Annotated in this window: 29 protein-coding genes and 1 other annotated feature; of the genes, 1 reads left to right on the forward strand and 28 read right to left on the reverse strand. The window is 55.5% G+C overall.

All coding sequences use genetic code 11. The features are described from left to right. Positions 1-262 precede the first annotated feature (262 nt). The 19 genes from NNL35_RS29985 to NNL35_RS30075 form a co-directional block, all read right to left on the reverse strand. Positions 263-868 (reverse strand): class I SAM-dependent methyltransferase, encoded by a 606-nt coding sequence (locus tag NNL35_RS29985; RefSeq protein WP_006676481.1) that lies wholly within the window; start codon positions 866-868, stop codon positions 263-265. Between the two features lie 196 nt (positions 869-1,064). Continuing rightward, positions 1,065-1,430 (reverse strand): 50S ribosomal protein L7/L12, encoded by a 366-nt coding sequence (rplL, locus tag NNL35_RS29990; RefSeq protein WP_006676480.1) that lies wholly within the window; start codon positions 1,428-1,430, stop codon positions 1,065-1,067. A 70-nt stretch (positions 1,431-1,500) separates the two neighbouring features. Continuing rightward, positions 1,501-2,004 carry a 50S ribosomal protein L10 gene (gene rplJ / locus NNL35_RS29995; protein WP_006676479.1) on the reverse strand — a complete coding sequence of 168 codons (504 nt, stop codon included), beginning with the start codon at positions 2,002-2,004 and terminating at the stop codon, positions 1,501-1,503. A 60-nt stretch (positions 2,005-2,064) separates the two neighbouring features. Then, positions 2,065-2,229, reverse strand: a sequence feature (ribosomal protein L10 leader region). 101 nt (positions 2,230-2,330) lie between these two features. Beyond that, on the reverse strand, positions 2,331-3,023 hold the full coding sequence (rplA, locus tag NNL35_RS30000; RefSeq protein ID WP_006676478.1) for a 50S ribosomal protein L1: 693 nt from the start codon (positions 3,021-3,023) through the stop codon (positions 2,331-2,333). Between the two features lie 62 nt (positions 3,024-3,085). Next, the gene (gene rplK, locus NNL35_RS30005) at positions 3,086-3,511 is read right to left on the reverse strand and encodes a 50S ribosomal protein L11 (RefSeq protein WP_006676477.1); all 426 of its coding nucleotides are present in this window, start codon (positions 3,509-3,511) and stop codon (positions 3,086-3,088) included. A 77-nt stretch (positions 3,512-3,588) separates the two neighbouring features. Then, a complete protein-coding gene (gene nusG / locus NNL35_RS30010) occupies positions 3,589-4,122 on the reverse strand; it encodes a transcription termination/antitermination protein NusG (RefSeq protein ID WP_006284329.1) in 534 nt (177 codons plus the stop codon). A 23-nt stretch (positions 4,123-4,145) separates the two neighbouring features. Continuing rightward, complete coding sequence (gene secE, locus NNL35_RS30015) at positions 4,146-4,337, reverse strand: preprotein translocase subunit SecE (RefSeq protein ID WP_040730953.1); 192 nt, start codon at positions 4,335-4,337, stop codon at positions 4,146-4,148. 38 nt (positions 4,338-4,375) lie between these two features. Continuing rightward, positions 4,376-4,525, reverse strand: coding sequence for a 50S ribosomal protein L33 (rpmG, locus tag NNL35_RS30020; protein ID WP_006676475.1), 150 nt, complete (start codon positions 4,523-4,525; stop codon positions 4,376-4,378). Positions 4,526-4,991: 466 nt separating this feature from the next. Next, positions 4,992-5,651 carry an RNA polymerase sporulation sigma factor SigH gene (sigH, locus tag NNL35_RS30025; RefSeq protein WP_040730925.1) on the reverse strand — a complete coding sequence of 220 codons (660 nt, stop codon included), beginning with the start codon at positions 5,649-5,651 and terminating at the stop codon, positions 4,992-4,994. 136 nt (positions 5,652-5,787) lie between these two features. Continuing rightward, complete coding sequence (locus NNL35_RS30030; protein WP_006676473.1) at positions 5,788-6,327, reverse strand: NYN domain-containing protein; 540 nt, start codon at positions 6,325-6,327, stop codon at positions 5,788-5,790. Between the two features lie 2 nt (positions 6,328-6,329). Beyond that, on the reverse strand, positions 6,330-7,067 hold the full coding sequence (gene rlmB, locus NNL35_RS30035; protein WP_006676472.1) for a 23S rRNA (guanosine(2251)-2'-O)-methyltransferase RlmB: 738 nt from the start codon (positions 7,065-7,067) through the stop codon (positions 6,330-6,332). Positions 7,068-7,175: 108 nt separating this feature from the next. Beyond that, on the reverse strand, positions 7,176-7,766 hold the full coding sequence (locus NNL35_RS30040; RefSeq protein WP_006676471.1) for a Mini-ribonuclease 3: 591 nt from the start codon (positions 7,764-7,766) through the stop codon (positions 7,176-7,178). An 11-nt stretch (positions 7,767-7,777) separates the two neighbouring features. Beyond that, positions 7,778-9,196 (reverse strand): cysteine--tRNA ligase, encoded by a 1,419-nt coding sequence (cysS, locus tag NNL35_RS30045; RefSeq protein ID WP_006676470.1) that lies wholly within the window; start codon positions 9,194-9,196, stop codon positions 7,778-7,780. A 35-nt stretch (positions 9,197-9,231) separates the two neighbouring features. After that, complete coding sequence (gene cysE / locus NNL35_RS30050; protein WP_006676469.1) at positions 9,232-9,921, reverse strand: serine O-acetyltransferase; 690 nt, start codon at positions 9,919-9,921, stop codon at positions 9,232-9,234. Positions 9,922-10,553: 632 nt separating this feature from the next. Next, on the reverse strand, positions 10,554-10,718 hold the full coding sequence (locus tag NNL35_RS30055) for a hypothetical protein (protein ID WP_158000442.1): 165 nt from the start codon (positions 10,716-10,718) through the stop codon (positions 10,554-10,556). Between the two features lie 368 nt (positions 10,719-11,086). Beyond that, a complete protein-coding gene (gltX, locus tag NNL35_RS30060) occupies positions 11,087-12,541 on the reverse strand; it encodes a glutamate--tRNA ligase (RefSeq protein ID WP_006676468.1) in 1,455 nt (484 codons plus the stop codon). Positions 12,542-12,598: 57 nt separating this feature from the next. Next, the gene (gene ispF / locus NNL35_RS30065) at positions 12,599-13,081 is read right to left on the reverse strand and encodes a 2-C-methyl-D-erythritol 2,4-cyclodiphosphate synthase (protein WP_006676467.1); all 483 of its coding nucleotides are present in this window, start codon (positions 13,079-13,081) and stop codon (positions 12,599-12,601) included. Between the two features lie 37 nt (positions 13,082-13,118). After that, positions 13,119-13,832, reverse strand: a complete 714-nt coding sequence (ispD, locus tag NNL35_RS30070) for a 2-C-methyl-D-erythritol 4-phosphate cytidylyltransferase (protein ID WP_006676466.1) — start codon at positions 13,830-13,832, stop codon at positions 13,119-13,121. A 42-nt stretch (positions 13,833-13,874) separates the two neighbouring features. Continuing rightward, complete coding sequence (locus tag NNL35_RS30075) at positions 13,875-14,966, reverse strand: PIN/TRAM domain-containing protein (RefSeq protein WP_006676465.1); 1,092 nt, start codon at positions 14,964-14,966, stop codon at positions 13,875-13,877. A gap of 202 nt (positions 14,967-15,168) precedes the next feature. Between NNL35_RS30075 and NNL35_RS30080 the strand changes: the two genes are divergently transcribed. Next, positions 15,169-15,564 (forward strand): nucleoside triphosphate pyrophosphohydrolase family protein, encoded by a 396-nt coding sequence (locus NNL35_RS30080; protein ID WP_006676464.1) that lies wholly within the window; start codon positions 15,169-15,171, stop codon positions 15,562-15,564. A 117-nt stretch (positions 15,565-15,681) separates the two neighbouring features. Here NNL35_RS30080 and pssA read toward each other — a convergent pair whose 3' ends face one another. The 9 genes from pssA to NNL35_RS30125 all read right to left on the reverse strand — a co-directional run bounded on the left by pssA (position 15,682) and on the right by NNL35_RS30125 (position 25,035). Further along, positions 15,682-16,410 carry a CDP-diacylglycerol--serine O-phosphatidyltransferase gene (pssA, locus tag NNL35_RS30085; RefSeq protein ID WP_006676463.1) on the reverse strand — a complete coding sequence of 243 codons (729 nt, stop codon included), beginning with the start codon at positions 16,408-16,410 and terminating at the stop codon, positions 15,682-15,684. Between the two features lie 54 nt (positions 16,411-16,464). After that, positions 16,465-17,538 carry a DNA integrity scanning diadenylate cyclase DisA gene (disA, locus tag NNL35_RS30090; protein WP_006676462.1) on the reverse strand — a complete coding sequence of 358 codons (1,074 nt, stop codon included), beginning with the start codon at positions 17,536-17,538 and terminating at the stop codon, positions 16,465-16,467. Positions 17,539-17,554: 16 nt separating this feature from the next. Next, on the reverse strand, positions 17,555-18,922 hold the full coding sequence (radA, locus tag NNL35_RS30095) for a DNA repair protein RadA (protein WP_006676461.1): 1,368 nt from the start codon (positions 18,920-18,922) through the stop codon (positions 17,555-17,557). Between the two features lie 14 nt (positions 18,923-18,936). Beyond that, positions 18,937-19,116 (reverse strand): hypothetical protein, encoded by a 180-nt coding sequence (locus NNL35_RS30100; RefSeq protein WP_254553962.1) that lies wholly within the window; start codon positions 19,114-19,116, stop codon positions 18,937-18,939. 50 nt (positions 19,117-19,166) lie between these two features. Beyond that, positions 19,167-21,605 carry an ATP-dependent protease ATP-binding subunit ClpC gene (clpC, locus tag NNL35_RS30105; protein ID WP_006676460.1) on the reverse strand — a complete coding sequence of 813 codons (2,439 nt, stop codon included), beginning with the start codon at positions 21,603-21,605 and terminating at the stop codon, positions 19,167-19,169. Positions 21,606-21,607: 2 nt separating this feature from the next. Then, positions 21,608-22,693 (reverse strand): protein-arginine kinase McsB, encoded by a 1,086-nt coding sequence (locus NNL35_RS30110; protein ID WP_006676459.1) that lies wholly within the window; start codon positions 22,691-22,693, stop codon positions 21,608-21,610. 59 nt (positions 22,694-22,752) lie between these two features. Then, complete coding sequence (locus tag NNL35_RS30115; protein WP_006676458.1) at positions 22,753-23,316, reverse strand: protein-arginine kinase activator protein McsA; 564 nt, start codon at positions 23,314-23,316, stop codon at positions 22,753-22,755. A 100-nt stretch (positions 23,317-23,416) separates the two neighbouring features. After that, positions 23,417-23,881 (reverse strand): CtsR family transcriptional regulator, encoded by a 465-nt coding sequence (locus tag NNL35_RS30120; protein ID WP_006676457.1) that lies wholly within the window; start codon positions 23,879-23,881, stop codon positions 23,417-23,419. A gap of 257 nt (positions 23,882-24,138) precedes the next feature. After that, a complete protein-coding gene (locus NNL35_RS30125) occupies positions 24,139-25,035 on the reverse strand; it encodes a LysR family transcriptional regulator (RefSeq protein WP_006676456.1) in 897 nt (298 codons plus the stop codon). Between the last annotated feature and the right edge of the window lie 46 nt (positions 25,036-25,081).

Here is a 25,081-nt window from a genome sequence, read left to right on the forward strand (position 1 = left end):
AAAAGAAAAACGTACGCTCACGATAAAACGCCTTTTCCGATGGACGCCGTTTCTCCGTGCCGTCGTTTCCTGTTGTAGAACATCCTTCATATCCGATAGACTTGCCCAAAATGTAAACATTATACTTCATTTCACGAAAATGTATTCGTCTTTTCAAAAAAAAGCTTGACATTTTGGTCATGTAAAGACATGAAGGCCATCCTAATACTGACATTTTATAATAATACCATAATGGGCATGTCGAGTCAACTTCGAATTTAAACTATTCTTTGACAGCCCGATAGATGCGGTACCCCTTCTCTTTGGCTACCAACTCCACTCGCTCCTCGCCGAACAGCTCCCGAAGCTTGGCTTCTGCAGAAGGCGCCCCCTGCTTCTTCTGAATGACGATCCACAACGCTCCTCTATCATTCAAATGAGCATGTGATTGTTCAAAAATCCGGTGCACGACTTCTTTGCCGGCACGTATCGGCGGGTTCGTCAAAATGACGTCGAAGGTTGACGAGCCGATGCCGTCCAATCCGTCGCTCTTCCGCACCGTCACATTGGATATGCCGTTGCGCTCCGCATTTTCCTGAGCCAGTTCCAACGCCCGTTCATTCACATCCACCATCGTTACATGTCCTTGCGTAGCGAGCTTGGCCGCCGCCAGCCCGATCGGACCGTAACCGCAGCCGACATCCAGCACCTGCGCGCCGTCCGGAATGTCCATATTCTCAATCAGCACGCGGCTTCCGAAGTCAACTCCGCCCTTCGAGAACACGCCGGCATCCGACACGAATTGCAGTGTATGCCCGCGCAGCTCCGCCTTCCAGTATTGCCGATCATGCGGCGTATCCGGCCGGTGACTGTAATAATGTCCCGTCAACTTCAACCCTCCTTCCTCTGCGTTCAAAGTGCTGCTGTTCATTGGCTAAGATGCGCTAGCCTCTGTGATGCTTCAACCCCGTTCTCTGTCCTCCATCCGAATGATACGGCAAGGACAGGCGCGTCGTGACGTCGTATCCTAGACAACGAACCCCTTGAATGTTCTTCAAGGGGTTCCGCACTTCAGCAAGCAAATACTATTTCAGTTCTACAGTTGCGCCAGCTTCTTCGAGCTTCGCTTTTACTGCTTCTGCTTCGTCTTTGCTTACTTTTTCTTTCAATGGTTTTGGTGCGTTGTCTACGAGATCTTTCGCTTCTTTCAGGCCGAGACCTGTGATTTCGCGAACGACTTTGATGACGTTGATTTTGCCAGCGCCTGGGTTCGTCAGGATTACGTCGAATTCTGTTTGCTCAGCTGCACCAGCATCGCCAGCGCCGCCAGCCATAACTGCTACAGGAGCTGCAGCTGTTACGCCGAATTCTTCTTCGATTGCTTTAACCAGGTCGTTCAGTTCCAATACGGACATGCCTTTGATGGCTTCCAAGATTTGCTCTTTGCTCATGGTTAAACCTCCATATTCATAGTAAGTTATAGTAGAAAATGTTCACGTCCCCGCATGGGCACGGAGTCTCTTACGCTTCTGCTTCTTGCTTCTCTGCGACCGCCTTGACGGCGAGTGCGAAGTTGCGCACAGGCGCTTGGAGCACGCTGAGCAACATGGACAGCAAGCCTTCGCGGGAAGGAAGCTCGGCCAGTGCTTTGATTTGAGCTACATCGACAACGCGGCCTTCGACCACGCCACCTTTGATCTCAAGAGCGTCATTCTTCTTCGCAAAATCGTTCAAAATCTTCGCAGGAGCTACTGCGTCTTCCGGGCTGAAAGCGATAGCCGTCGGTCCGGACAACACTTGATCCAGCTCAGACAATTCCGCTTGCGCTGTCGCACGGCGAACCATGGTGTTTTTCAACACTTGGAACTCGATGCCTGCTTCGCGCAATTGCTTGCGAAGTTCAGTCACTTGAGTCACGTTCAAACCGCGATAGTCGGCAACAACCGTCGTTACGCTGCCACGCAATTTCTCTGCGATTACTTCTACTTCTTGCTGTTTCGCTTCGATAATTTTTGCGTTTGCCACTCGATCCACCTCCTACAAGTTCTTATCTAACCGCATCCTGGACTATTATGTTCTGCCTACACGAGCATAAGAAAAGCCTCTGCAGCAATCTACAGAGGCATCACGAATGCAGCGGCGCTTGATCACGCATGTTCCCATGCGCCACCGCATCTTCTATTTCGAACACCTCGGTAGGAGATTAAGCCTTACGGCACCTACTGTCTATGGTACGATTATTCATTTTCAACACACACGCGAATCTCACAACCTCATTAGGATACCATAGTCAGCCAACTTGTGTCAACCTTAACTATAGTTTAAACGAAGAATGCGAGATGCTGCCGAACTTAGCGATAGTTCGCTGTGTTCACGCGTGCGGCAGGTCCCATCGTGGAAGATACCGCGATGTTCTTCATGTATACGCCTTTAGCCGCTGCCGGCTTCGCACGGTTCAGCGCGTCGATGAGTGCTTTCAGGTTCTCATTCAACTGTTCAGCACTGAAGGACGCTTTCCCGATAGGCGCATGAATTTGGCCTGCTCTGTCCAGACGGTACTCGATTTTACCCGCTTTGATCTCTTGGATCGCTTTGGCAACGTCGAATGTAACCGTGCCGGCTTTCGGGTTAGGCATCAGGCCTTTACCGCCGAGGATACGGCCCAATTTACCTACTTCGCTCATCATGTCCGGTGTAGCCACGCAGACATCGAAGTCGAACCAGCCTTGCTGGATTTTGTTGATCATGTCCTGATCGCCTACAAAATCAGCGCCAGCCGCTTCCGCTTCTTTCGCTTTTTCGCCTTTTGCAAAGACGAGAACGCGCTTCGTCTTACCTGTTCCGTGAGGAAGCACGACTACCCCACGCACGTTTTGGTCCTGTTTGCGCGGGTCAACGCCCAGGCGCACAGCAACTTCAATCGTTTCATCAAATTTAGCCGTAGCCGACTTTTTCACCAATTCAATGGCTTCCGCCGGCTCGTAAGTTGCATCTCTATCGATCAACTTCGCGGCTTCTTCATACTTCTTGCCACGTTTTGCCATGATTATGTTCCTCCTTTGTGGTAATAGCGGTTGAACCTCCCACATCTGTCACGCAGACCCGATTAGTCTTCGATGACGATACCCATGCTGCGGGCTGTGCCTTCAACCATGCGCATAGCCGATTCTACGGATGCCGCATTCAGGTCTGGCATTTTTTGCTCAGCGATTTGGCGAACGGTGTCGCGCTTCACTGTAGCCACTTTCTTTTTGTTCGGCTCGCCGGAACCTTTCTCGATCTTGGAAGCCACTTTCAGCAACACTGCTGCTGGAGGCGTCTTCGTGATGAACGTGAAAGAGCGATCCTCGAATACTGTGATTTCAACAGGAATGATAAGGCCTGCTTGATCTGCAGTCTTCGCGTTGAATTCCTTACAGAACGCCATGATGTTCACGCCTGCTTGACCCAGTGCTGGACCGACCGGCGGCGCAGGATTCGCTTTCCCTGCAGGAATCTGCAATTTTACCACTTTGATGACTTTTTTTGCCATTGTCGTACACCTCCTTGCGCTAATATGTGAGCCCGGAGCAAGCTCCCTCTCACATCAGAAAACCTGTCAAAGATGTATTAAATCTTCTCCACCTGATGGTAATCCAGTTCAAGCGGGGTTTCCCTTCCAAACATGTTAACATGGACCTTCAACTTCGCTTTATCGAGAAGGATCTCTTCGACCGTGCCGACAAAGTTAGCGAAAGGCCCTACCTTAATGCGTACCGATTCCTTCAATTCGAAATCGACCTTCGGCTTCGGCTCTTCCATTCCCATCTGCCGCAAAATCTGTTCAACCTCTTCCGGCATCAGAGGAATCGGCTTGGAGCCGGATCCTGTGGAACCGACAAATCCAGTGACGCCCGGCGTATTGCGAACAACATACCAGGATTCATCCGTCTGGATCATCTCAACCAAAACATAGCCAGGGTAAACTTTGCGCATGACGGTTTTTTTCTTGCCGTCTTTGTTCACCAATTCTTCTTCCATCGGAACAAGAACCCGGAATATCTTGTCTTCCATTCCCATGGATTCGACGCGCTTTTCCAGATTGGCCTTCACTTTGTTCTCATACCCGGAATAGGTATGAACAACGTACCATCTCTTTTCCATAACCAAGCCACCTTGGGACTTTATTAAATAATCGCTTCGACGATCGCGGAAATACCGATGTCAAGGACCCAGAAATAAAGCGTCATAAAGAAAACCGTTCCCAATACGACCAGCGTATAGCTTGTCAGCTCTTTACGATTGGGCCAGCGAACTTTTTTTAATTCACCCCAGCTGTCGGCAAAGAAGGAAAACAATGAACTGAAAGGTTGTTTCAGTTTCCCGAAGAAAGCCACGGACTACACCTCCATCAGACTTATCTCGTTTCGCGATGAGAAGTATGCTCGTTGCAGAACTTGCAGAATTTCTTCAACTCAATGCGGTCTGGGTGATTGCGCTTGTTCTTTGTCGTCGTGTAGTTGCGTTGTTTGCAGCTCGTGCAAGCCATCGTAATAATTACCCGCATGTAGTACACCTCCTGAAGACACCTTATTGTGATAAGAAGCGTCGAAATTATAGTCTAACGAATACGGATACGCCCTCCTGCCCGATGACAGGGAGCTTCCGTTCCCGCAAGCTGAATAAGCAAAGCTTACTCAGTAATACGTACGCATATTTAGGCCTACCTAAAACACTTTATCACAAGGGTCAATTGAAGTCAATGAAAAGATAGCGCTGCTGTGGGGTTCGCAGGGCTTCCTTGCTATGCCGTAGAACAGCTGCTTGCCGGTAAATCCGCTCTCTCGAAATCGACTATTATTCATTATTGTGGAATCTCTGCAAATCTAAACCTGTGACGATGAGGCAATCGACAGACATGCGATTGGGGCGTTCAGCAGAAGGGGCAGATTGGATAAAAAAGAAAGCGTCCGGCCTTCTCCTCTTAGAGGATATTCAAACACGCATGGTTATGCATTACACGGACACTTCTTCTACTCTTCTCCGTCGCCGTCCCGCAGTTCCAGATAGCGCTCCAGCTTGCGCTTGACGCGCTGGAGGGCGTTGTCTATCGACTTGACATGGCGATCCAGGTCAACGGCAATCTCCTGATAGGATCGTCCATCCAAATACAACATTAGCACTCTGCGCTCAAGATCGCTCAAAATCTCGGCCATCTTGTCTTCCAGTCCGACGAATTCTTCCTGATTGATAATCAGCTCTTCGGGATCCGACACGCGGGAGCCTCCGATAATATCAAGAAGCGTCCGGTCCGAATCCTCATCATAGATCGGCTTGTCCAAGGATACATAGGAGTTCAATGGAATGTGCTTCTGGCGCGTTGCCGTCTTGATTGCGGTAATGATCTGCCTCGTGATGCACAGTTCGGCAAACGCCTTGAATGAAGCCAACTTATCGCCCTTGAAATCCCGGATTGACTTATATAATCCGATCATACCTTCTTGTACGATATCCTCGCGATCGGCTCCTATCAAAAAATAAGAGCGTGCCTTGGCACGTACGAAATTACGGTACTTGTTAATTAAATACTCTAGCGCTTCGCTGTCTCCCTCACGAACTGCGTCGACGAGAAGTTCATCCGACAACCGTTCGTACGGACAGGGGGTGCTCAATGCTCTGAGGTCAACACTCACTAGCAATCCCTCCGGCCTGCAACGCAATTCACCGTTACATCACAAATGATAGATTCAGTATATATGAATCTATCTCGCACCGTCAACCAAGGAAAGCCTTATCCGGCGCGGAATTCCAGCTATTCGACAAAATGTCCTAATCTTCTTCCCCCCGGCGCATCCGTTCGAGCTTCATCAGTTGGTCGAGGCTGAGCTTCCCTTCCAGTGGATTGCGCTTCACCGGCTGGGAGGCATGCTCGCGAATCCGGCTCTCCACCTCCCGCCTCGATTGCTCCACGATGAGCCGAAGCTCGCGGGCCGATATGCGCAGCGCGCCGAGGCCGAGGACGACGCGCTGCTCCGTCATATCTGATGTCGCCACATAGATCTGGCGCCGGCGGTGGGAGAGCTCCTTGACAAGACGCTCGATGCATTCATCCGCCGTTTCCTTCTCCTTCGTGAAGTAGACTTCGATCTTGCCCTGCGTGTAGGTAGCTCCCAGACCGGGGACGCGGTAGGCGTCAAATACGGCGATGACGCGCCGGCCGGAATATGCCTGGTACTCCGCCAGGTTGTCCAGCAGGCGGTCGCGCGCATCCTCGAGCCTCCGGTCGGCCAGCTGCTTCAGCTCATGCCAGGCGCCGATCATATTGTAGCCGTCCACCAGCAGCACGTCGCGCCAATCTTGCTGCCGCATTCTCAGCCGCGGCGCCGGCGCACGACCTCATACATGAATATCCCGGCGGCGACCGACGCATTTAACGAATTGATCTGTCCGGCCATCGGAAGCTTCAGCAGCGCATCGCAGGTCTGTGTGACGAGGCGGCCCATGCCCTTGCTCTCGTTCCCGATAACCAACGCGAGCGGCATCGTGAACAGGTCGGTCTCGTACAGGTCCTGGGTCGCGGACACATCCGTTCCGACGAGCCAGATGCCCCGCTCCTTCAACTGCTCCATCGTCTGCGCCAGATTCGTTACCCGCGCGACCGGCACATACTCTACTGCGCCGGCGGATGTCTTGGATACGGTGGCGGTCAAGCCGACCGAACGCCGCTTCGGAATGATGACGCCATGCACTCCCGTGCAGTCTGCCGTCCGCAGAATCGATCCGAGATTATGCGGATCCTCGATCTCGTCGAGGACCAGGAGGAACGGCGTCTCCCCCTTCGCTTCCGCCCGGGCGAGAATATCGTCCACCTCCACATAGCCGTACGCGGCTACCTGGGCGACGACCCCTTGATGCTGCACGCCCTCTGCCATCTGATCCAGCTTGCGTTTGTCCGCGGTCTGAACGATGACGCCCGCCTTCTTCGCTTCCGCGATAATCGGCTGCGTCAGATGCTTCTGCGCGTTGTCCGCAATCCATATTTTATGAATGGTACGGCCGGAGCGGAGCGCCTCGGTGACCGAGTGCTTCCCGGCAATGTATTCTTCCATATCTATGCTGCCTCCCGTAATGTTGCTTCCTCTTGCCGTTCAATCGGCTTGACCGGGCTTGGCCCGGGTTGTCCAGGCTTAAGCGGATAATGCCCTCGCCCGGATCCGTCAATCCCGCTTCTCCGGCCGCTCAGCCGGCTTCGCTGCTTCCGGCTTCCCCGGCGCATCCGTCTGTGCCGGCGGCTCCTCCTCTTCCGGGGCCTGCACGACCATCTCGGCCAGCTGCCGGATGCGGTCGCCCCGGCCGCTGAAGTACAAGTAGCCGAACAGCGCCTCCAGCGCCGTCGCCTGACGGTACTCATTCACATTGGCGCTCTTCGGCACCGCAGACTTGGCATTGCGCCCCTGGCGGACGATGTCCGCCTCCTCCGGCGTCAGCAGCGGCGTCAGGCGCCCAAGCGCCCGCGCCTGCGACTTGGCCGACACGTAGCGTGTCGCCTGCCGGTGCAGCACATGCGGGCGATGGTTCGGCAGCGAGATGAGATACTGCCGAATCGCCATCTCATAGACTGCATCGCCCATATACGCCAGCACGATCGGCGGCAGCAGCTTCGGCTCCTTCGCCGGCGGGTAAGGGAACAGCCACGTTCCCCCCGCCTCGGCGCCGTCCAGGTTCTCTATGTCCATTCCCTGTTCCTCATTGTCATTCACATTGTCATTCATCACGTCTGTTGCTCCGTCCTTCGCATCCGGCTGCACCCGCGGCTCCCTCATTTGCGGCGCCAACGGATGCCTTGCGGCGTATCTTCCAGGATAATGCCCTGGGCGGTCAGCATATCGCGAATCTCATCGGCACGCGCCCAGTTCTTCGCCTTGCGCGCGTCCGTGCGCTCTTGAATCAGGCGGTTAATCTCCTCGTCAAGCAGGTCCTCTTCCTCCTGCTCCGGGACGAGCCCAAGCACATTGTTCATCGCCTCGATCGCATCGAGCAGCGCTTGCAGATTCGCCGTCTGCCGATCGTCCTGGCTTCCCTGCTGCATCGTGCTGTTCACCAAGTTAACCCAATCGAACACGGCCGTAATCGCATCGGCCGTATTGAAATCGTCCTGCATCTTCGCATCGAACGTATCGAGGATGTCGGCCAGCTTCTGCTGCAAGGCTTCGTCCGGCTCCCGCTCCGCCGCGTCCTCCGCCGACTTGAGCAGATGGCGGAGATTCTGGACCGCATTGACGATGCGGCCTGCGCTCTTCTCGGCCTGCATCATCGCTTCCTCGCTGAAATTCAGCGGATTGCGGTAATGGGTGGCGAGGATGAAATAGCGAATCGCCTCCATCTTGTAGCGCGCGCGGAGTTCCTTGACGATCACGCCGTTGCCGAGCGATTTCGACATTTTTTCGTTGTTGATATGAATGTACCCGTTATGCATCCAAATATTCGCGAGCGGCTTGCCGGTCAGCGATTCGGATTGCGCCACTTCGCATTCGTGATGCGGGAACTGCAAATCCTGGCCTCCGCCGTGAATGTCCAGCGTGTCTCCCAAAAATTTGCGCGCCATGGCGGAGCATTCGATATGCCAGCCCGGACGTCCTTCGCCCCACGGGCTCGGCCACGAGATTTCCCCCGGCTTCGCCGCCTTCCAGAGCACGAAATCTTCCGGATTCTCCTTCCGCTCGTCGACCTCGACCCGAATGCCGTGCTGCAGCTCCTCCAGGTTCTGATGGGACAGCTTGCCGTATTCGGCGAAGCGATTCGTGCGGAAATAGACATCCTTGCCGGACTCATAAGCAAAGCCTTCCTCCACCAGATTGGCGATGAAGGCGATAATTTCCTCGACATGATCGAGCACGCGCGGGTTGTGGGTCGCGCGGCGCACGCCGATGCCATCGATATCTTCGTAGAACGCCTGGATGAACTTTTCCGCGATGACAGGCACGGGATCTCCCGTCTCCATCGACTTGCGGATGAGGCGATCGTCCACATCGGTGAAGTTCACGACATAGTTCACCTCATAACCGATCTGTTCCAAATAGCGCCGCACCACATCGAATACGATCTGGGGCCTGGCATTTCCGATATGAATATAATCGTACACGGTCGGACCGCACACATACATGTTCACCTTATCCGGATGGATCGGCACGAATGTTTCTTTGCGGCGCGTCATCGTGTTGTAAATCTGAAGCGTCATGTTGAGTTAACCTCCCTGTTCATGTGCCCTTCGGGCTATTGACGTTGCGCAAACTCCTCGGAGCCCCTGCGAAGGGCTGCCGTCTCCTGCTTGTGTTGATCCAGCTCGGCGCGCAGCGCATCGATCTCCTGCTGCATCCCGCGCAGCATGTCGATGACCGGATCCGGCAGCTGAGCATGGTTGAGCCGGTCGACACGGACGCCGTCCTGCTTCACGATCCGTCCCGGGATGCCGACGACCGTACAGTTGGCCGGCACCTCCCGCAGGACGACGGAGTTGGCGCCGATGTTCGAATTATCGCCCACCTTGAACGAACCGAGCACCTTGGCCCCGGAGGCGATGACGACGTTGTTGCCGATCGTCGGGTGGCGCTTGCCTTTCTCCTTGCCGGTTCCGCCGAGGGTGACCCCTTGATAGATAACGACATCGTTCCCGATCTCGCAGGTCTCGCCGATTACGACGCCCATGCCGTGGTCGATGAACAGCCGTTCTCCAATGCGGGCGCCGGGATGAATCTCGATGCCCGTTATGAAGCGGCTCACCTGGGAGATGATGCGGGCAAGCGTGAACCAACGGTGCTTATAGAACCAGTGCGCCATCAGATGCGCCCAGATCGCGTGCAGGCCGGAGTACGTAAAGATGACTTCAAATCGGCTGCGTGCCGCCGGGTCGTTCTCGAATACGGCCCGGATGTCGGATTGCATTCTTCGGTAAATGCGTCGCATGACCCGTCCCCCTCTTCTCAGTCGGCTTGATTCGTTCATAAATGCGGTGGCCGGAGAACACGATTTTCAGGATTCTCGCATACGTGTACTCCAAACGCGGCCTTCAAACGTTGACTCCAATCGTGTACTTCAATCGCGTCTTCAATCGTGTACTGCATACATGTACCTCAATCGTGTATGCAAACATTTACTCCAAATGTGTGCTCCAAAATACTGTAAAATTACATGATTTTCACAAACACCGGTGAACGGCCTAATGAATCCTGCAAATATACAGGAATTCTCGCTGTTCTTGCCAGTTCCGCCTAAATCCCGGAAAAATACTGCACTTTTGCAGCATTTCACGCTAATTCTCGCTCCGGGACGAGAAATTGCTGCGTTTTTGCAGGATTGACGGCAGTCCAAGAACAAGCTCCCGGACTACAGACCAAGAACAGGCCCCCGGGCCCCTTCGAGCCCCTCATACAAAAAACGCCTCCGCAGCCCGTATCGGCTGCAGAGGCGCAAGGCGCGGTTCCACTCTGCATAGACAGCGATGAAGCGCCCGGCAGCCCCCTTACCAGGATCCGGCTGCGCGAACGGATATCGCTATCCATCTTCACTGTCCCGTAACGCGGACAACCCGCCGTCCCCTACCCGTGCCGATGCACGCTCAAGGACGGAGCTTCCGGGCGCAACGCGCCAGCCGCGAACCGGAACGACTTGCAGCCTTGCCAGGCCTCGGCTGTCTTGTCTGCCGAGGCCTGCCCGGTCGTTCTCTCTGTGCGGTTCGGTATCGCTGACGCTCTCCCGTTCAACGCCTCTGTTGGATGATTCGAATTGCTATCGTCAATCTTAGTTCATAATCCCGTCTATCCTGATGCTTATCAGTATATCGGATCGGTCCGCCGGCTGACAATAAGAAGTTGGCCCCTTAGAGGGAGCCGACCGTTATGCCACCTTGGCGGAGGCGGCCCGCCGTTATGCCTCTTGGGCGAAATGCCACCTTGGCCAAGACTGGCCCGGAGCTATGCCCCTTGGCGGAGACGGCCAACAGTTATTCCCTTACCCGGGACCGCCCGCAGTTATGTCCCTGGCCAAAGCGGCCCCGCATCTGCGCAGTGTCGGTTCCGCAGCTACACGTCTAGGCGCTGACAGACCGCGGGTCCTGCCGCTGCCGGACCGCCTACGCGCCTTGGCGGAGACGGTTCAGTACGGTCTCTTTGCCGAGGAGCACGATCGTCTCGTTCAGATCCCGTCCGTGCATCTGGCCGGATACGGCGACACGGACCGGCATGAACAGCCCTTTGCCCTTGGCGCCGGTCTCCTTCTGCACTTCCTTCAGCGCCGCCTTGACCGTGTCGGCGTCCCACGCCTCCGCTGCTTCGAGCTTGGCGTGCAGCGCCTGCAGCACCGCCGGAACCTGCGGCTCCTCGAGGATGGCCTTCGCCTCTTCCTCTATCGCCAGCTCATCGCGGAAGAACATCTCCGACAGCTCAACGATGTCCGACGCGCAGGTCATCTGCTCTTGATACAGCTTCACGAGCGCCTTCGCCCAAGCATGCTGCTCTTCGCTCAGCGTCTCCGGCAAGAGCCCCGCCTTCTGCAAATGCGGGATGGCGAGCGCCGCAATCCGCTCCGGATCCGCCTGCTTCATGTATACGTTATTCAAGTGAGCCAATTTGTTCGTGTCGAATACGGCCGGACTCTTCGACAGCCGGTTCGCATCGAAGATCCGAATTAGTTCCTCGCGAGAGAAAATCTCCTCTTCCCCTTCCGGAGACCAGCCAAGCAGCGCGATGAAGTTCAGCATCGCTTCCGGCAAATAGCCAAGGTGCTCGTACTGCTCCATGAACTGGATGATCGACTCGTCCCGCTTGCTCAGCTTCTTGCGGTTCTCGTTCACAATGAGCGTCATATGCCCGAATACCGGCGCTTCCCAGCCGAACGCTTCGTAGATCATCAATTGGCGCAGCGTATTGGTGATATGATCTTCGCCGCGCAGCACATGCGAGATGCGCATCAAATAATCATCCAGCACGACCGCGAAGTTGTAGGTCGGGATGCCGTCCTTCTTCACGATGACCCAGTCGCCGGTCGTCTCGGACTCGAACGTAATCTCGCCCTTGACGAGATCGTGGAACGTATAGGAGCGCTGCTCCGGCACCGCGAAGCGGATGCTCGGCTGGCGGCCTTCCGCTTCCAGACGCGCCCGGTCCTCTGCCGTCAGATGGCGGCAGGTGCCGGCGTACTTCGGCGTCTCCCCTCGCGCCATCTGCGCTTCCCGCTCCGCCTCCAGCTCCTGCTCCGTACAGTAGCAGCGATAAGCGAGGCCGCGCTCCAGCAAATCGTCCACATGCTTGTTATAAATATCGAGACGCTCAGTCTGACGGTACGGCCCGTATTCGCCGCCGACATCGACGCTCTCGTCCCAATCCATGCCGAGCCATTTCATATACTTGAACTGATTCTCTTCGCCGCCTTCCACATTGCGCTTCACGTCCGTATCCTCGATGCGGACGATAAAGTCGCCGCCGTGATGGCGTGCGAATAAATAGTTGAATAATGCCGTGCGCGCATTGCCGATATGCAGATGTCCTGTCGGACTTGGCGCATACCGGACACGAATGTCGTTGCTCATTAGGATTCCCCTCCGGACACATTGCCTAGTCTTGATCTATCCAATAATGATACCATATCACTGCGAAACGTGAAATAAGCACACAACCGCTTGCGCCGCGATGCCTTCTCCCCGTCCCGTGAAGCCGAGCTGCTCGGTTGTCGTCGCCTTGACGTTGATCTGCGACACGTCCGCTTCCAGAAGACGGGCCAGATTGGCGGCCATCTCCGGCACATACGGCAGCATCTTCGGCTTCTGCGCGATAATCGTGCAGTCGAGGTTGCCGAGCCGGTAGCCCCGCTCCTTGGCCAGCGCCCACACCTTCTCCATCAGGACGCTGCTGTCCGCGTCCTTATATGCTTCGTCCGTATCCGGGAAGTGCTTGCCGATATCGCCCAGCCCGAGCGCCCCGAGCACCGCGTCGCTGACCGTATGCAGCAGCACGTCCGCATCGGAGTGCCCCAGCAGCCCTTTGTCATACGGAATATGCACGCCTCCGATAATGCAAGGACGGCCTTCCACCAATTGGTGGACGTCGAAGCCTTGTCCCACTCGTATCATGTTCTGCCTCTCCCTTCGTCGTTCCATCCATCCGTTGTTACCGCTGTTCTCCTGGCCGCCCCGCACGGCGGGCGAGCCACCAGGACGCCCATTCCAGATCGTCGGGCGTCGTCAGCTTCACATTCGTGTATTCCCCTTCCACGATGCGGACCTGCATCCCGGCCCGCTCCACCAGCATCGCATCGTCGGTGCCGATGAATCCGTCCGCAGCGGCCTGTTCATGCGCCGCCATCACGTCGGCAAGACGAAAAGCCTGTGGGGTCTGAATCGCCCACAAGCTGCGTCGGTCCGGCGTCGCCGTAATGACGCCTCCGTTCACCTGCTTAATCGTATCTTTCACCGGCACGGCGAGTACGGCCGCCCCATGCTCTCTGGCAGCCCGGTAGCATGCTTCTGCACTGTCCGTCTCCACGAACGGCCGCACGCCATCGTGAATCAGCACATAGTCCAGCCCTTGGGCCCGGACCGCCTGAAGCCCGGCGTATACGGAATGCTGCCGCTCCGCGCCGCCGGCGACGATGGCCCGGACCTTGTCCAAGCCGTACTCCTCCTGCCAAGCGGCGCAGCGGGCCGTATCCTCCGCGGAGACGACCCAGACGATAGCTTCGCATGCCGGCATCATCTGGAACCGCTCCAGCGTATGTATAATGACCGGCTTGTCCAGCAGCGGCAAATATTGCTTGCTCTCCGCGGCGCCCATGCGCGATCCTCTGCCGGCCGCCACGATAACCACTCCAAAGCCCTGTTCCATCCCTGTCAACCTCCATGATGGTGCTCTTCCCATCATACCTGTTTATTGGGCTTTTTCCAACAGTTTCGGCTTGGCAAAAATCATGCGTCCGGCCGACGTCTGCAGCACGCTCGTCACGAGCACCTCCATCGTCATGCCGATATACTCGCGCCCGCCTTCGACGACGATCATGGTGCCGTCATCCAGGTAAGCGACGCCTTGGCCGTGCTCCTTGCCGTCCTTGATGACCTGGACGACGATTTCTTCGCCCGGCAGAACAACCGGCTTGACCGCATTGGCCAGGTCGTTGATGTTCAGGACCGACACGCCCTGCAGCTCGCATACTTTGTTCAGGTTGAAGTCGTTCGTGACCACTTTGCCTTTCAACACTTTGGCCAGCTTCACCAGCTTGCTGTCCACCTCGGAGATTTCCTCGAAGTCCCCTTCGTAGATCAGCACCTTCACTTCCAGTTCTTTCTGGATCTTATTCAAAATATCCAAGCCTCTCCGGCCGCGGTTCCGCTTCAGCAGGTCCGACGAATCGGCGATATGCTGCAGCTCCTCCAGCACGAACTCCGGGATGACGATCGTCCCTTCAATGAATCCCGTCTTGCAGATGTCGGCGATGCGGCCATCGATAATGACGCTCGTGTCCAATATTTTATGCTCTTCGAAGCGCACCTCCTCTTCCTCCGCCTCCGGCTCGCTCAGCCATGGCAGGGCGGCGATCCATTCCGCCATATCCTGCTGCTTCATCAGCGCGATCTGCAAGCCCGCGCTGGCGAACAGCACCAGCAGAACAGCCGACAGCATCAGCCCGGCGCTTCCGAATTCACGCAGCAGCGGCGTCAGCAGCGCGGCGAAGCAGATTCCGGCGAAGGCGCCTGCCGTTCCGGTAACCAAGGTTCCTGTCGACACGAGCGCGATGCGCTCCCGCCATCCATTCCAGCTTTTTGCCAACGGCATATAAAGTGCACGACTGAGTACGAATAAGCAAAATGCCCCGCCTAACGCCCATGCGAGCCGGCCGGCAGATAGTCCCGGATTCGCCAATCCCGTGAAGCCCATGGTCTGGGCGTACCAATAGCTATGGAGCTCCCAACCGGCCCAGGCGCCAATAATGCCCGCCATTCCGGTAAACCAACGTTTGAACATGTGCGTCCACCTCCTCACTTTCAATCGATTTCCTTACAATTATGGCCCAAGCTCCCGGCTCCTAATCGTTGATTTCCATATTTTCCTGCCTGCCCAAGTTGAAATCTGGTAAATCAGAGACGTATAATGGACATGAAACCGTGTTGTGAGCGATTCATGCGGGCTGCGCGCCGCATCATATCAAGAATAGAGGTGGATGGAAATGAGTATTCCCAATTTGCAAGCGCTCCAAGAGCAAGTAGCCGATCTTGTGCTGCGACACCGGAGCCTGTTGGACATTCTGTCCAAGTACGGCCAGTCCGACGCCTCGGTTAACCGTGCCGTGACGAAGGCAATCACCGAATGCGGATGCCTGGAGCTTCATGCCAAGCGTCAGCCTTATAAGGCAGAGATGGACGTGGAGGAAGCTCGCCAGTCCCTCGAAAGCCATGTACACGGCCATTTATGCGAAAATTGCAAAGATATGGTGAAACACGAACTGGGCAAGCATCTGTTCTACATGTCGGCTCTGTGCAACCTCCTCGACATCAGCCTTGACGATGTGGTGAAGCAGGAATCAAGCCGATGCGATACGCTCGGTATCTTTAACTTGTCTTGAAGAAGCAGCCGCACCCGCGGCTGTTTTTTGTGTTCAGGCATGCGAAAAAGCCCTCTCCGCCAATGGAGAGGGCTTCTTCCGTATAAAATCATGAACGATAGCAAGTGCAGGATGCCGTTACGAATGCTTCGAGCGGACCCATTCTTCCGAATCGCGCTGCTTGCCTCGACGCCGGTTCAGCATCCTAACGTTTTTTTTTAAGCCGAGCAGAGCGTACAGGACCAGCGGCACGAAAATAAGCTTCGGCGTCTGCTCCGGCTTCCAGACCGCGATGCCAACGGCTGCCGCGATGACGAAAGGCGTCAACCAGAGCGCTTTTTTGGAAATGCCGACCTTTTTGAAATTCGGGTATTTCACGGTGCTAACCATTAAGTACGATAATAAAAGCATGGCGATGATGAGATACGGTGCCGGAATACTTTCATGGAACAGCGCCAAGGTGCAGGCCACACCGCCTGCAGCCGGAATCGGCAAGCCGATGAAGTAACCGGGAATGCCTGCCTTCACGTTGAAGCGGGCAAGCCGGAGCGCCCCGCAGATCGGGAAGATGGCGGTCACTACCCAGCCCAAGGCCGGATTCATATCGCTAAAAGCTACAACGTACATAATAAATGCCGGCGCCACACCGAAGGAAATGACATCGGACAAGGAATCAAGCTCTTTGCCGAATTCGCTCTGCGCGTTCAAGGCCCGGGCCACGCGGCCGTCGAGACCGTCCAGCAGCATTGCGATGATAATCATGAGAGCAGCCAAATCATAATTATTATGAAACGCAAGCATGATGGAAATGATTCCGAGAAACAGGTTACCAACGGTAAACAAGCTCGGAATGGACTTTGTAATCATAGGTTCACCTCTAATTTTACTATGCCCAACGTTCATCTTTTCATTGTAGGAAAATCAAATTTGCCTGTCAATGAATACCTGCTCCTGAATGCGCTTGAGCCCTTCCTTGATGGCGCGTGCACGCACTTCGCCAATTCCGTCCACGTCGTCCAATTCTTCAATCGTAGCCATCATGACGTGAGGCAAGTATTGGAACGTGTCCACCAGGTTCTGTATGATGACGTTCGGCAAGCGAGGAATCTTGCTCAACACGCGGTAACCGCGCGGCGATACGGATTCATCCTGGATTGCGCTTGTCGTCGGGTAACCGAGCAGCCGAATCAGATGATGCGCGTCCAGCAGCTCGTCGGCGGTGCTCTTCTTCAGCTGAACGAGGATCTCGCGGACTTTGTCATCCCCGTTGTCGCGGGCATAGTCCTTGAGCAGCAGCCACGCATCCTCCTCCGTATTGCTGACCAGTTCCTCCAACTGCATGCTGATGAGACGGCCTTCCGTTCCCAGTTCGTTGATGTAGCGCTTTATCTCCATTTTAATACGTAATACCATCTCGATCCGTTGCAACACATTGACGACATCGTACAGCGTCACTTGCTCCTCGAATTCGGAAGCGGTCAAGTTCGTCATTCCCTGGACGAGCACGGCTCGATATTTCTCCAAGGTCTGTATCGCCTGATTCGCCTTCGTCAGGATGACGCCGATCTCCTTCAGCGCATAGCGGAGGCTGCCTTGGTACAGGGTAATAATATTGCGGCGCTGGGAGATCGAGACGACCAGCTTGCCCGTCTGCTTCGCGACCCGCTCCGCCGTGCGGTGGCGAATCCCCGTCTCTATCGACGGGATGGAGGAATCCGGGATCAGCTGCGTGTTCGCATACAGGATCCGCTTCACGTCTTCGCTCAAAATGATCGCGCCGTCCATCTTGGCCAACTCATACAAGTAGCTCGGAGAGAAATCGCTGTTGATGGAAAAGCCGCCATCGACGACCTCCATCACTTCCGGGCTGTAGCCGACGACGATAAGCGCGCCTGTCTTCGCCCGGAGCACATTCTCCAATCCATCACGGAAGGGAGTGCCCGGCGCCACCATGCGCAACAGATCGTTCATAATATCCTGCTGACTGTCCTTCATTCTATATCTAAGCCCCCTAACCTAACGCTGCGGTCAATGCTTCCGCTACCGTATTTACGCCCACTATCTCAATATGTCCAGAAGGGGTCCATCCCCGCAGGCTCTTCTCTGGCAAAATAATCCGCTTGAAGCCCAGCTTCTCGGCTTCCTTCACGCGCTGCTCCGCACGGGACACCGCGCGCACTTCTCCTGTCAGTCCCACTTCGCCGAAGACGACGTCATACGCCTGGGTCGGCATATCGCGGAAGCTCGACGCCAGGGCGACCGCAATGGCGAGATCGACCGCCGGCTCATCGAGCTTCAGCCCGCCGGCCACATTCACATAGGCATCCTGGTTCTGAAGGAACATGCCCATGCGCTTCTCCAGCACGGCAATGATGAGCGACAATCGCTGGTGATCGATTCCCGTCGACATTCTCCGCGGCGAGGGGAAGTTCGTCGCCGACACGAGCGCCTGCATCTCGACAAGCACCGGGCGCGTCCCTTCCAGGCTGGCGACGACCGTCGAGCCGGAGACGCCAAGCGGACGTTCCTGAAGGAACATCTCTGACGGATTCTTCACTTCCGTCAAGCCGCCTTCCGTCATCTCGAAGATGCCGATCTCGTTCGTGGAACCGAAGCGGTTCTTCACAGCCCGCAGGATGCGGTACGAATGATGGCGCTCGCCTTCGAAATAAAGGACGCAGTCCACCATATGCTCCAGCATGCGGGGGCCGGCAATGGCTCCTTCCTTCGTCACATGGCCGACGAGGACGGTCGCGATGCCCCTCCCCTTCGCAATGCGCATGCACACGCTTGTGCATTCGCGAACTTGGGCCACGCTGCCGGGCGCCGATTCGACCGACGGCTGATATACCGTCTGGATCGAGTCGATGACGAGAAAATCCGGGCTCATGGCCTCGATCGCCTCTTCTATATACTGCAAATTCGTCTCGCTCAGGACGAACAGGCGCTCGGACAGCACCCCGAGCCGGTCGGCCCGCAGCTTCGTCTGACGCGTCGATTCCTCGCCGGACACGTACAGCACCTTCAAGCCGCTGGCTGCGAGCGCATTGGACGCCTGCAGCAGCAGCGTCGATTTGCCGATGCCCGGGTCGCCCCCCACGAGGATGAGCGAACCTGGCACCACGCCGCCGCCGAGCACACGGTTCAATTCGTCAATCGTCGTGGACAGGCGCGCTTCCTGTTTACTTTCTATTTGTATGATCGATTGCGGTTTTTCTTTCGTCCCAATGAGGGAAGTGTGGACGCCTGCTGTCTTGACGACCGTCTCCCGCTCCTCCACCATCGTGTTCCACTCGCCGCAGCCCGGGCATTTGCCCATCCACTTCGGCGATTCATATCCGCAATCCGTACAGAAAAACTTGGTTTTTACTTTGGCCATATCAGCCGACACTCCTACTGACGCATCATTGTATAGGTTGCCACATCTATATTAGGTTTATCGGCATAACGCGATACAAAGATAAAGCGTGACATATTTTTACTGGCTTTTGCCGAAGATTGTACATTATCTTTAAGTTTACCATTTTTAAGTAGGGGGCGAAAGGACTTTCGCATTTCATGAAAAAAACGCATCTCCTCCCGGGGGAAGAGATGCGCTTGGATAGATGCATCCTGTGAAAATGTCAGGCCTTGGCCGGCGTATTGCGCAGCACGACCAGGCTGCCGTCCTGTTCGTCGATCGTGACGGAATCGCCCTTCTCGATGTCGCCCTTAAGCAATTCCTCGGACAGGCGATCTTCGATATGCTTCTGAATCGCCCGGCGGAGCGGACGCGCTCCGTAGGCCGGATCGTAGCCTTCCTTGGCGAGGAACGCCTTGGCCGCATCGGTCAATTGGAAATCGACATCCTGCTCCTTCAGCCGCTTGCGCAGCTCCTCGGCCATCAGCGTTACGATCTCGGCGATATGCTTCTCTTCCAGGGAGTGGAAGACGATAATCTCGTCGATCCGGTTCAGGAACTCCGGACGGAAGCTCTTCTTCAATTCCGCCATCACTTTGTCTTTCATATTGTTATAGTCGCGCTCATTGTTGTCGGGGGAGGTGAAGCCGAGCGTCGTATTGCGCTTGATCGCCTCTGCGCCGACATTCGACGTCAGAATGATGAGCGTGTTGCGGAAGTCGACGACCCGTCCCTTGGAATCGGTCAGGCGTCCATCCTCCAGCACCTGCAGCAGGATGTTGAATACTTCCGGATGCGCCTTCTCAATCTCATCGAGCAGCACGACGGAGTATGGCTTGCGGCGCACCTTCTCGGTCAGTTGGCCGCCTTCCTCGTAGCCGACATATCCCGGAGGCGCTCCGACCAAGCGGGCGGTCGAATGCTTCTCCATATACTCGGACATGTCGATGCGGATGACCGCATTCTCGTCGCCGAAGAGCGACTCTGCCAGCGCGCGGGCCAATTCCGTCTTCCCGACCCCGGTCGGGCCAAGGAAGATGAACGAGCCCATCGGGCGCTTCGGATCCTTCAAGCCTGCGCGTGCCCGGCGAATCGCCCGGCTAACCGCCTTGACCGCTTCGTCCTGGCCAATGACGCGCTCATGCAGGACCTCTTCCATATTGAGAAGACGCTGCGTCTCTTCTTCCTTCAGCTTCACGACAGGAACTCCGGTCCAACTGGAGACGATCTGGGCGATATCTTCCGGCGTGACCTCGGAATCCATGCGGCCCTGCTTCTCCTTCCACTGGTTCCGCACCGAATCCAGCTCCTCGCGCATCTTCTGCTCCGTATCGCGAAGCGCCGCCGCCTTCTCGAATTCCTGGCTCTGGACGGAAGCGTCCTTCTCCTTGCGGATGTCGTCCAGACGAGCTTCCAGTTCTTTCAGATTCGGCGGTACCGTGTAGGAATTCAAGCGTACTTTGGACCCTGCCTCGTCAATCAGGTCGATGGCTTTGTCCGGCAGGAAGCGGTCCGTAATATAGCGGTCGGACAGCTTCACGGCCTGCTCAATCGCTTCATCGCTTATTTTGACGCGGTGATGCGCTTCATAGCGATCCCGCAGCCCTTTCAAAATTAGAATCGTCTCTTCAATCGTCGGCTGATCAACCGTAATCGGTTGGAAGCGGCGCTCCAGCGCGGCATCCTTCTCGATATATTTGCGGTACTCATCCAGCGTCGTCGCCCCGATGCATTGCAGCTCGCCCCGGGCCAGCGCCGGCTTCAAAATGTTGGACGCGTCGATGGCGCCTTCCGCTCCCCCTGCGCCGATCAATGTGTGCAGCTCGTCGATGAACAGGATGATATTGCCCGCCTGGCGGATCTCATCCATAATTTTTTTCAACCGATCCTCGAATTCGCCCCGGTACTTCGTGCCGGCCACGACCGAGCCCATATCGAGCGTCATGACGCGCTTGTCGCGCAGCGTCTCCGGAATCTCGTTGTTGATAATCTTCTGAGCGAGCCCTTCCGCTACCGCAGTCTTCCCGACGCCCGGCTCCCCGATAAGGACCGGATTGTTCTTCGTCCGGCGGCTCAGCACCTGGATGACGCGCTCAATCTCCTTGCTGCGGCCGATGACCGGGTCGAGATTGCCTTCCTTGGCGGCTGCCGTCAGGTCGCGCGCCAGGCCGTCCAGCGTCGGCGTGCTTACATTTTGCGATTGGCCGTGATGGCTGGATACCGCTTCGCTGCTGCCCAGCAGCTGCAGCACCTGCTGGCGCGCCTTGTTCAGGCTGATGCCGAGGTTGTTCAGCACGCGGGCCGCAACGCCTTCGCCTTCACGAATGAGGCCCAGCAAAATATGCTCCGTGCCCACATACGTATGGCCCAGCTTGCGAGCTTCATCCATGGACAGCTCAATCACTTTTTTGGCGCGCGGGGTGTAGGCGATATTGGTCGGCTGCTCCTGCCCGCGGCCAATGAGAGTTTCCACTTCGTCCTGAATCTTCTCCAGACCGAGGCCGAGCGCGACAAGCGCCTTGGCGGCAATGCCCTCCCCTTCCCGGATGAGGCCAAGCAAAATATGCTCGGTTCCGATATTGTTATGTCCGAGACGCACGGCTTCTTCCTGAGCCAATGCCAATACTTTCTGGGCACGTTCCGTAAATCTTCCGAACATCATATTCAAGCACCTCCATTGGTCGTTTTTGATTTGCTTAATTTGTCGCGTATCAGTCTTGCCCGATACATGTCGCGTTCTTCCGTAGACAATGATTTCTTGTATATATGCTGAAGGAAGCCTGGCTGTGTCATCACGAGCAGTTCATTGAAGTCGGAAGGATCAAGATGGTTCAAAATATTCAGATCCGAACCGAGCCGGATGTCCGAGAGCCGTTGGGCCGCTTCCTTGGAATCCATAATCGCCGCATGCTTCAATATTCCGTAAGATCGGCAGATGCGATCTGTCAGGCGCATGCGGTTATTCTCCAGCAGCTGCTCGCGCGCCGCCTTCTCATGCCCGATAATTTGCTTCACGACGCTGTACAGGCTGTCGATAATCTCGGCTTCCGATTGGCCAAGCGTAATCTGGTTCGACACCTGGAACAGATTGCCTATCGCCTCGCTGCCTTCGCCGTAGATGCCGCGCACCGCCAGTCCCACCTGGGTGACGGCCTGCAAAATGCGGTTAATCTGCTTCGTCATGACGAGGGCCGGCAAATGCATCATGACGGAGGCCCTGATGCCGGTGCCCACATTGGTCGGACAGCTGGTCAAGTATCCTCGCTTCTCATCGAATGCATAGTCGACATGCGCCTCGAACACGTCGTCGATACGGCTGGCCTGCTCCCACGCTTCCCGAATCTGCAGCCCCGGGTACAAGCATTGAATGCGCAGATGATCTTCCTCGTTCAGCATAATGCTGATGGATTCATCCTCGCTCAGAATGACCGCCCCGTTCCGTGATTCATTCACGAGGGTCGGCGAGATCAAATGCTTCTCGACCAGCACCTGCTTCTCCAGATCGCTTAGTTCCGCCAGGTTCCATCGATGAAAAGACGTATGGAAGCCCGACATCTCCGGCTGCTCGATGACCGCGGCCAGCTGGCTCAGCACTTCGGCCGACTGCTGGTTCGTCGCAAGCAGCGGGAACGGCACGCCGCACAGGTTGCGCGCTACGCGGATGCGGCTGCTGATGACGATCTCGGAGTCCGGTCCCGTTCCGCGCATCCAGTCACTTATCGCATGCTCCATGAATTGGCGTTGGGCCATTTCGTCATCTCCTTTCACCTTGCCGATCATTCGTCGTTGTCATGATATCGTTCAGGGGGTTAGCCATGCTGAGCGGACGCGTCAGGGCCCCCTTCGTTCCCTTCCTTCTCCAGCTGGCGAATACGGTCGCGCAGCTGCGCCGCCCGCTCGAATTCCTCCTGCGCAATGCTCTTCTGAAGCTCGAGCTTCAGTTCATCCAGCTCGCGCTTGCGTTGAATGCGCCCGCCGCCGCGCTTCGGAATTTTTCCGGTATGGACCGTATTGCCATGAACCCGCTTCAGCAGCGGATCGAGCCGGTTGCCGAAGAAGGAATAACATTCGTCACACCCGAACCGGCCCAGCTTGCCGAACTGAGAGTAGGTCAGCCCGCATTTCTCGCAGCGCATCGCCTGGGGCTTCTGCGCACCGTAGTCGCCGCTTCCCTGGGCGGCTCCGCCGGACAAATCGAAGTCCAACAGTCCTGACAGCAAATTATGGATGGAGAAGCCGTTAGCCGTGCCCGGTATCCATTCGCCTTTCTCACGAGCACACGATTCACAGATGTGAAATTCCGTCTTCTGCCCGTTTATAATTTTCGTAAAGTGCAGTGTAGCCGGCTTCTGACCGCATTGTTGACACATCATTGGCCATTCTCCTCCTTATCCTCGTGGATTCAATTATAGTAAAGGGATTGGCAGTCCGACTGGCGCCTGCTTCCCCGGGATAAAATTATGGCGGCATGCGTTATTGCTTGCTTAGCAGCCCGAGCAGCATCGCCCGCAGGAGACGGGCGCGGATCTCATCCCGGTAGGGCAGCTTCACCGCCAGATTGTCGCGTGATACGGCTGCCCGCAGCAGTATCGCTTCCCGCCGGGAAATGACGTTCGCTTCTTCCAGTTGATAAATGAGCCCTTCCGCTGCCTCTTGCCCAATCCGATTGCCGATCGATTCGCATAGATGGGTATGAATCGCCCGCTGTGCCGGAAGCTCAATCCGCTGAATGCGGATATAACCGCCGCCGCCGCGCTTGCTCTCCACAACATATCCCTTCTCCAAGGTGAAGCGGGTGCTGATCACATAGTTAATCTGGGAAGGAACACAGGAGAACTGCTCTGCGAGATCGTTCCGTTGAATCTCCACGGCGCCTTCCGGACTGTCGATCAGCATAATTTTCAAATGCTGCTCAATCAAATCGGAAATATTGCGCATCTTCTGCCCTCCTTTGCGTCCATATCTCTCTATATTAGCTTTAACCATTTTTGACTGTTACTTATTCGGAGATGACAAAAACAATGGGTTTTTGTCAAATTAAGTCTGACTTTGACTTTCTTTGACCTTGACTTTATGATAGCACTTTTTTCTTGTGTTTTCAAGCGGCTTTTTCGTACGCTTGCTCCTTATTTAGTGTAACAAAAGTTGACCAATAATAAACTTGGTTGCCCAAATAATTAAGGAAATCCGGAGCTCTAGGCTCGATGCGCGGCCGCATCCAGCAAGGCGATGAACTGTCTTGCCGCCGGGGATAGATGCTTGTTTTTATGAAAAATATAACGAATGCCCCGTTCAAAGGTTACATCCTCCATCGGAATCTTGACAAGCAACCCGCTGTCGATTTCCTGCTTCACCGCAAGCCCGGACACCGCCGCAATGCCTAGTCCGTGTATGACTCCTTGCTTGATCCCCTCGAGGCTGCTGATTTCGATTGTATTGGAGATGGCAATCCCCGCCTGCCCAAGTTTTTGATCAAGAAAATGCCTTGTCGCTGAATGATCCGGCTTCATCAGAAAGGTCTCATGCTGGAGATCATGCAGGGTGCACATGTCTTGCTGCGCCAATGGATGGTGCGGCGGCGCAATAAATACAAGATGATCTTGTTGAAACGTGCTCGCGTAAAAACGGGTCTCGTCGATGGGAATATGATCCGATAAGACGAGGAATTCCACGCCGTTGGACTCCAGCAGCTGCGTGAGCTGTTGGGACGACGTTATTTTCATGCTGATATTAATATTGGGGAACTGCGCTTTATATTGAGCAAGCATGGAAGGAAGCAAATAGACGCCAACGAAGTTGCTTGCGCCAAAGGAGAGGGTCCCTGCTGACATATCCTCCATTTGATGAAGATGCTCCTTGGCCGCTTGCAGCAAGTTCACGATCTGTTCCGCGTAGGGCTTGAACAGCTCGCCTTGTTTGGTTAAGTACAGCTTTTTGCCGATTCGATCGAACAGGCGCGTCTCCAAGTCCTCTTCCAAGCTTTGAATTTGCATGCTGACCGCCGGTTGAGAACAGTAGAGCCGTTCCGCCGCCTCCGTGAAATTTAAACAATGAGAGAGCGTAATGAAGGTTTCGAGCTTGTTGATATTCATCGCGTGATCATCCTCCTCCGATATAACTATAACGAAATGTTATGAA

The sequence above is a fragment of the Paenibacillus dendritiformis genome (genome assembly GCF_945605565.1).
GTDB classification, from domain to species: domain Bacteria; phylum Bacillota; class Bacilli; order Paenibacillales; family Paenibacillaceae; genus Paenibacillus_B; species Paenibacillus_B dendritiformis_A.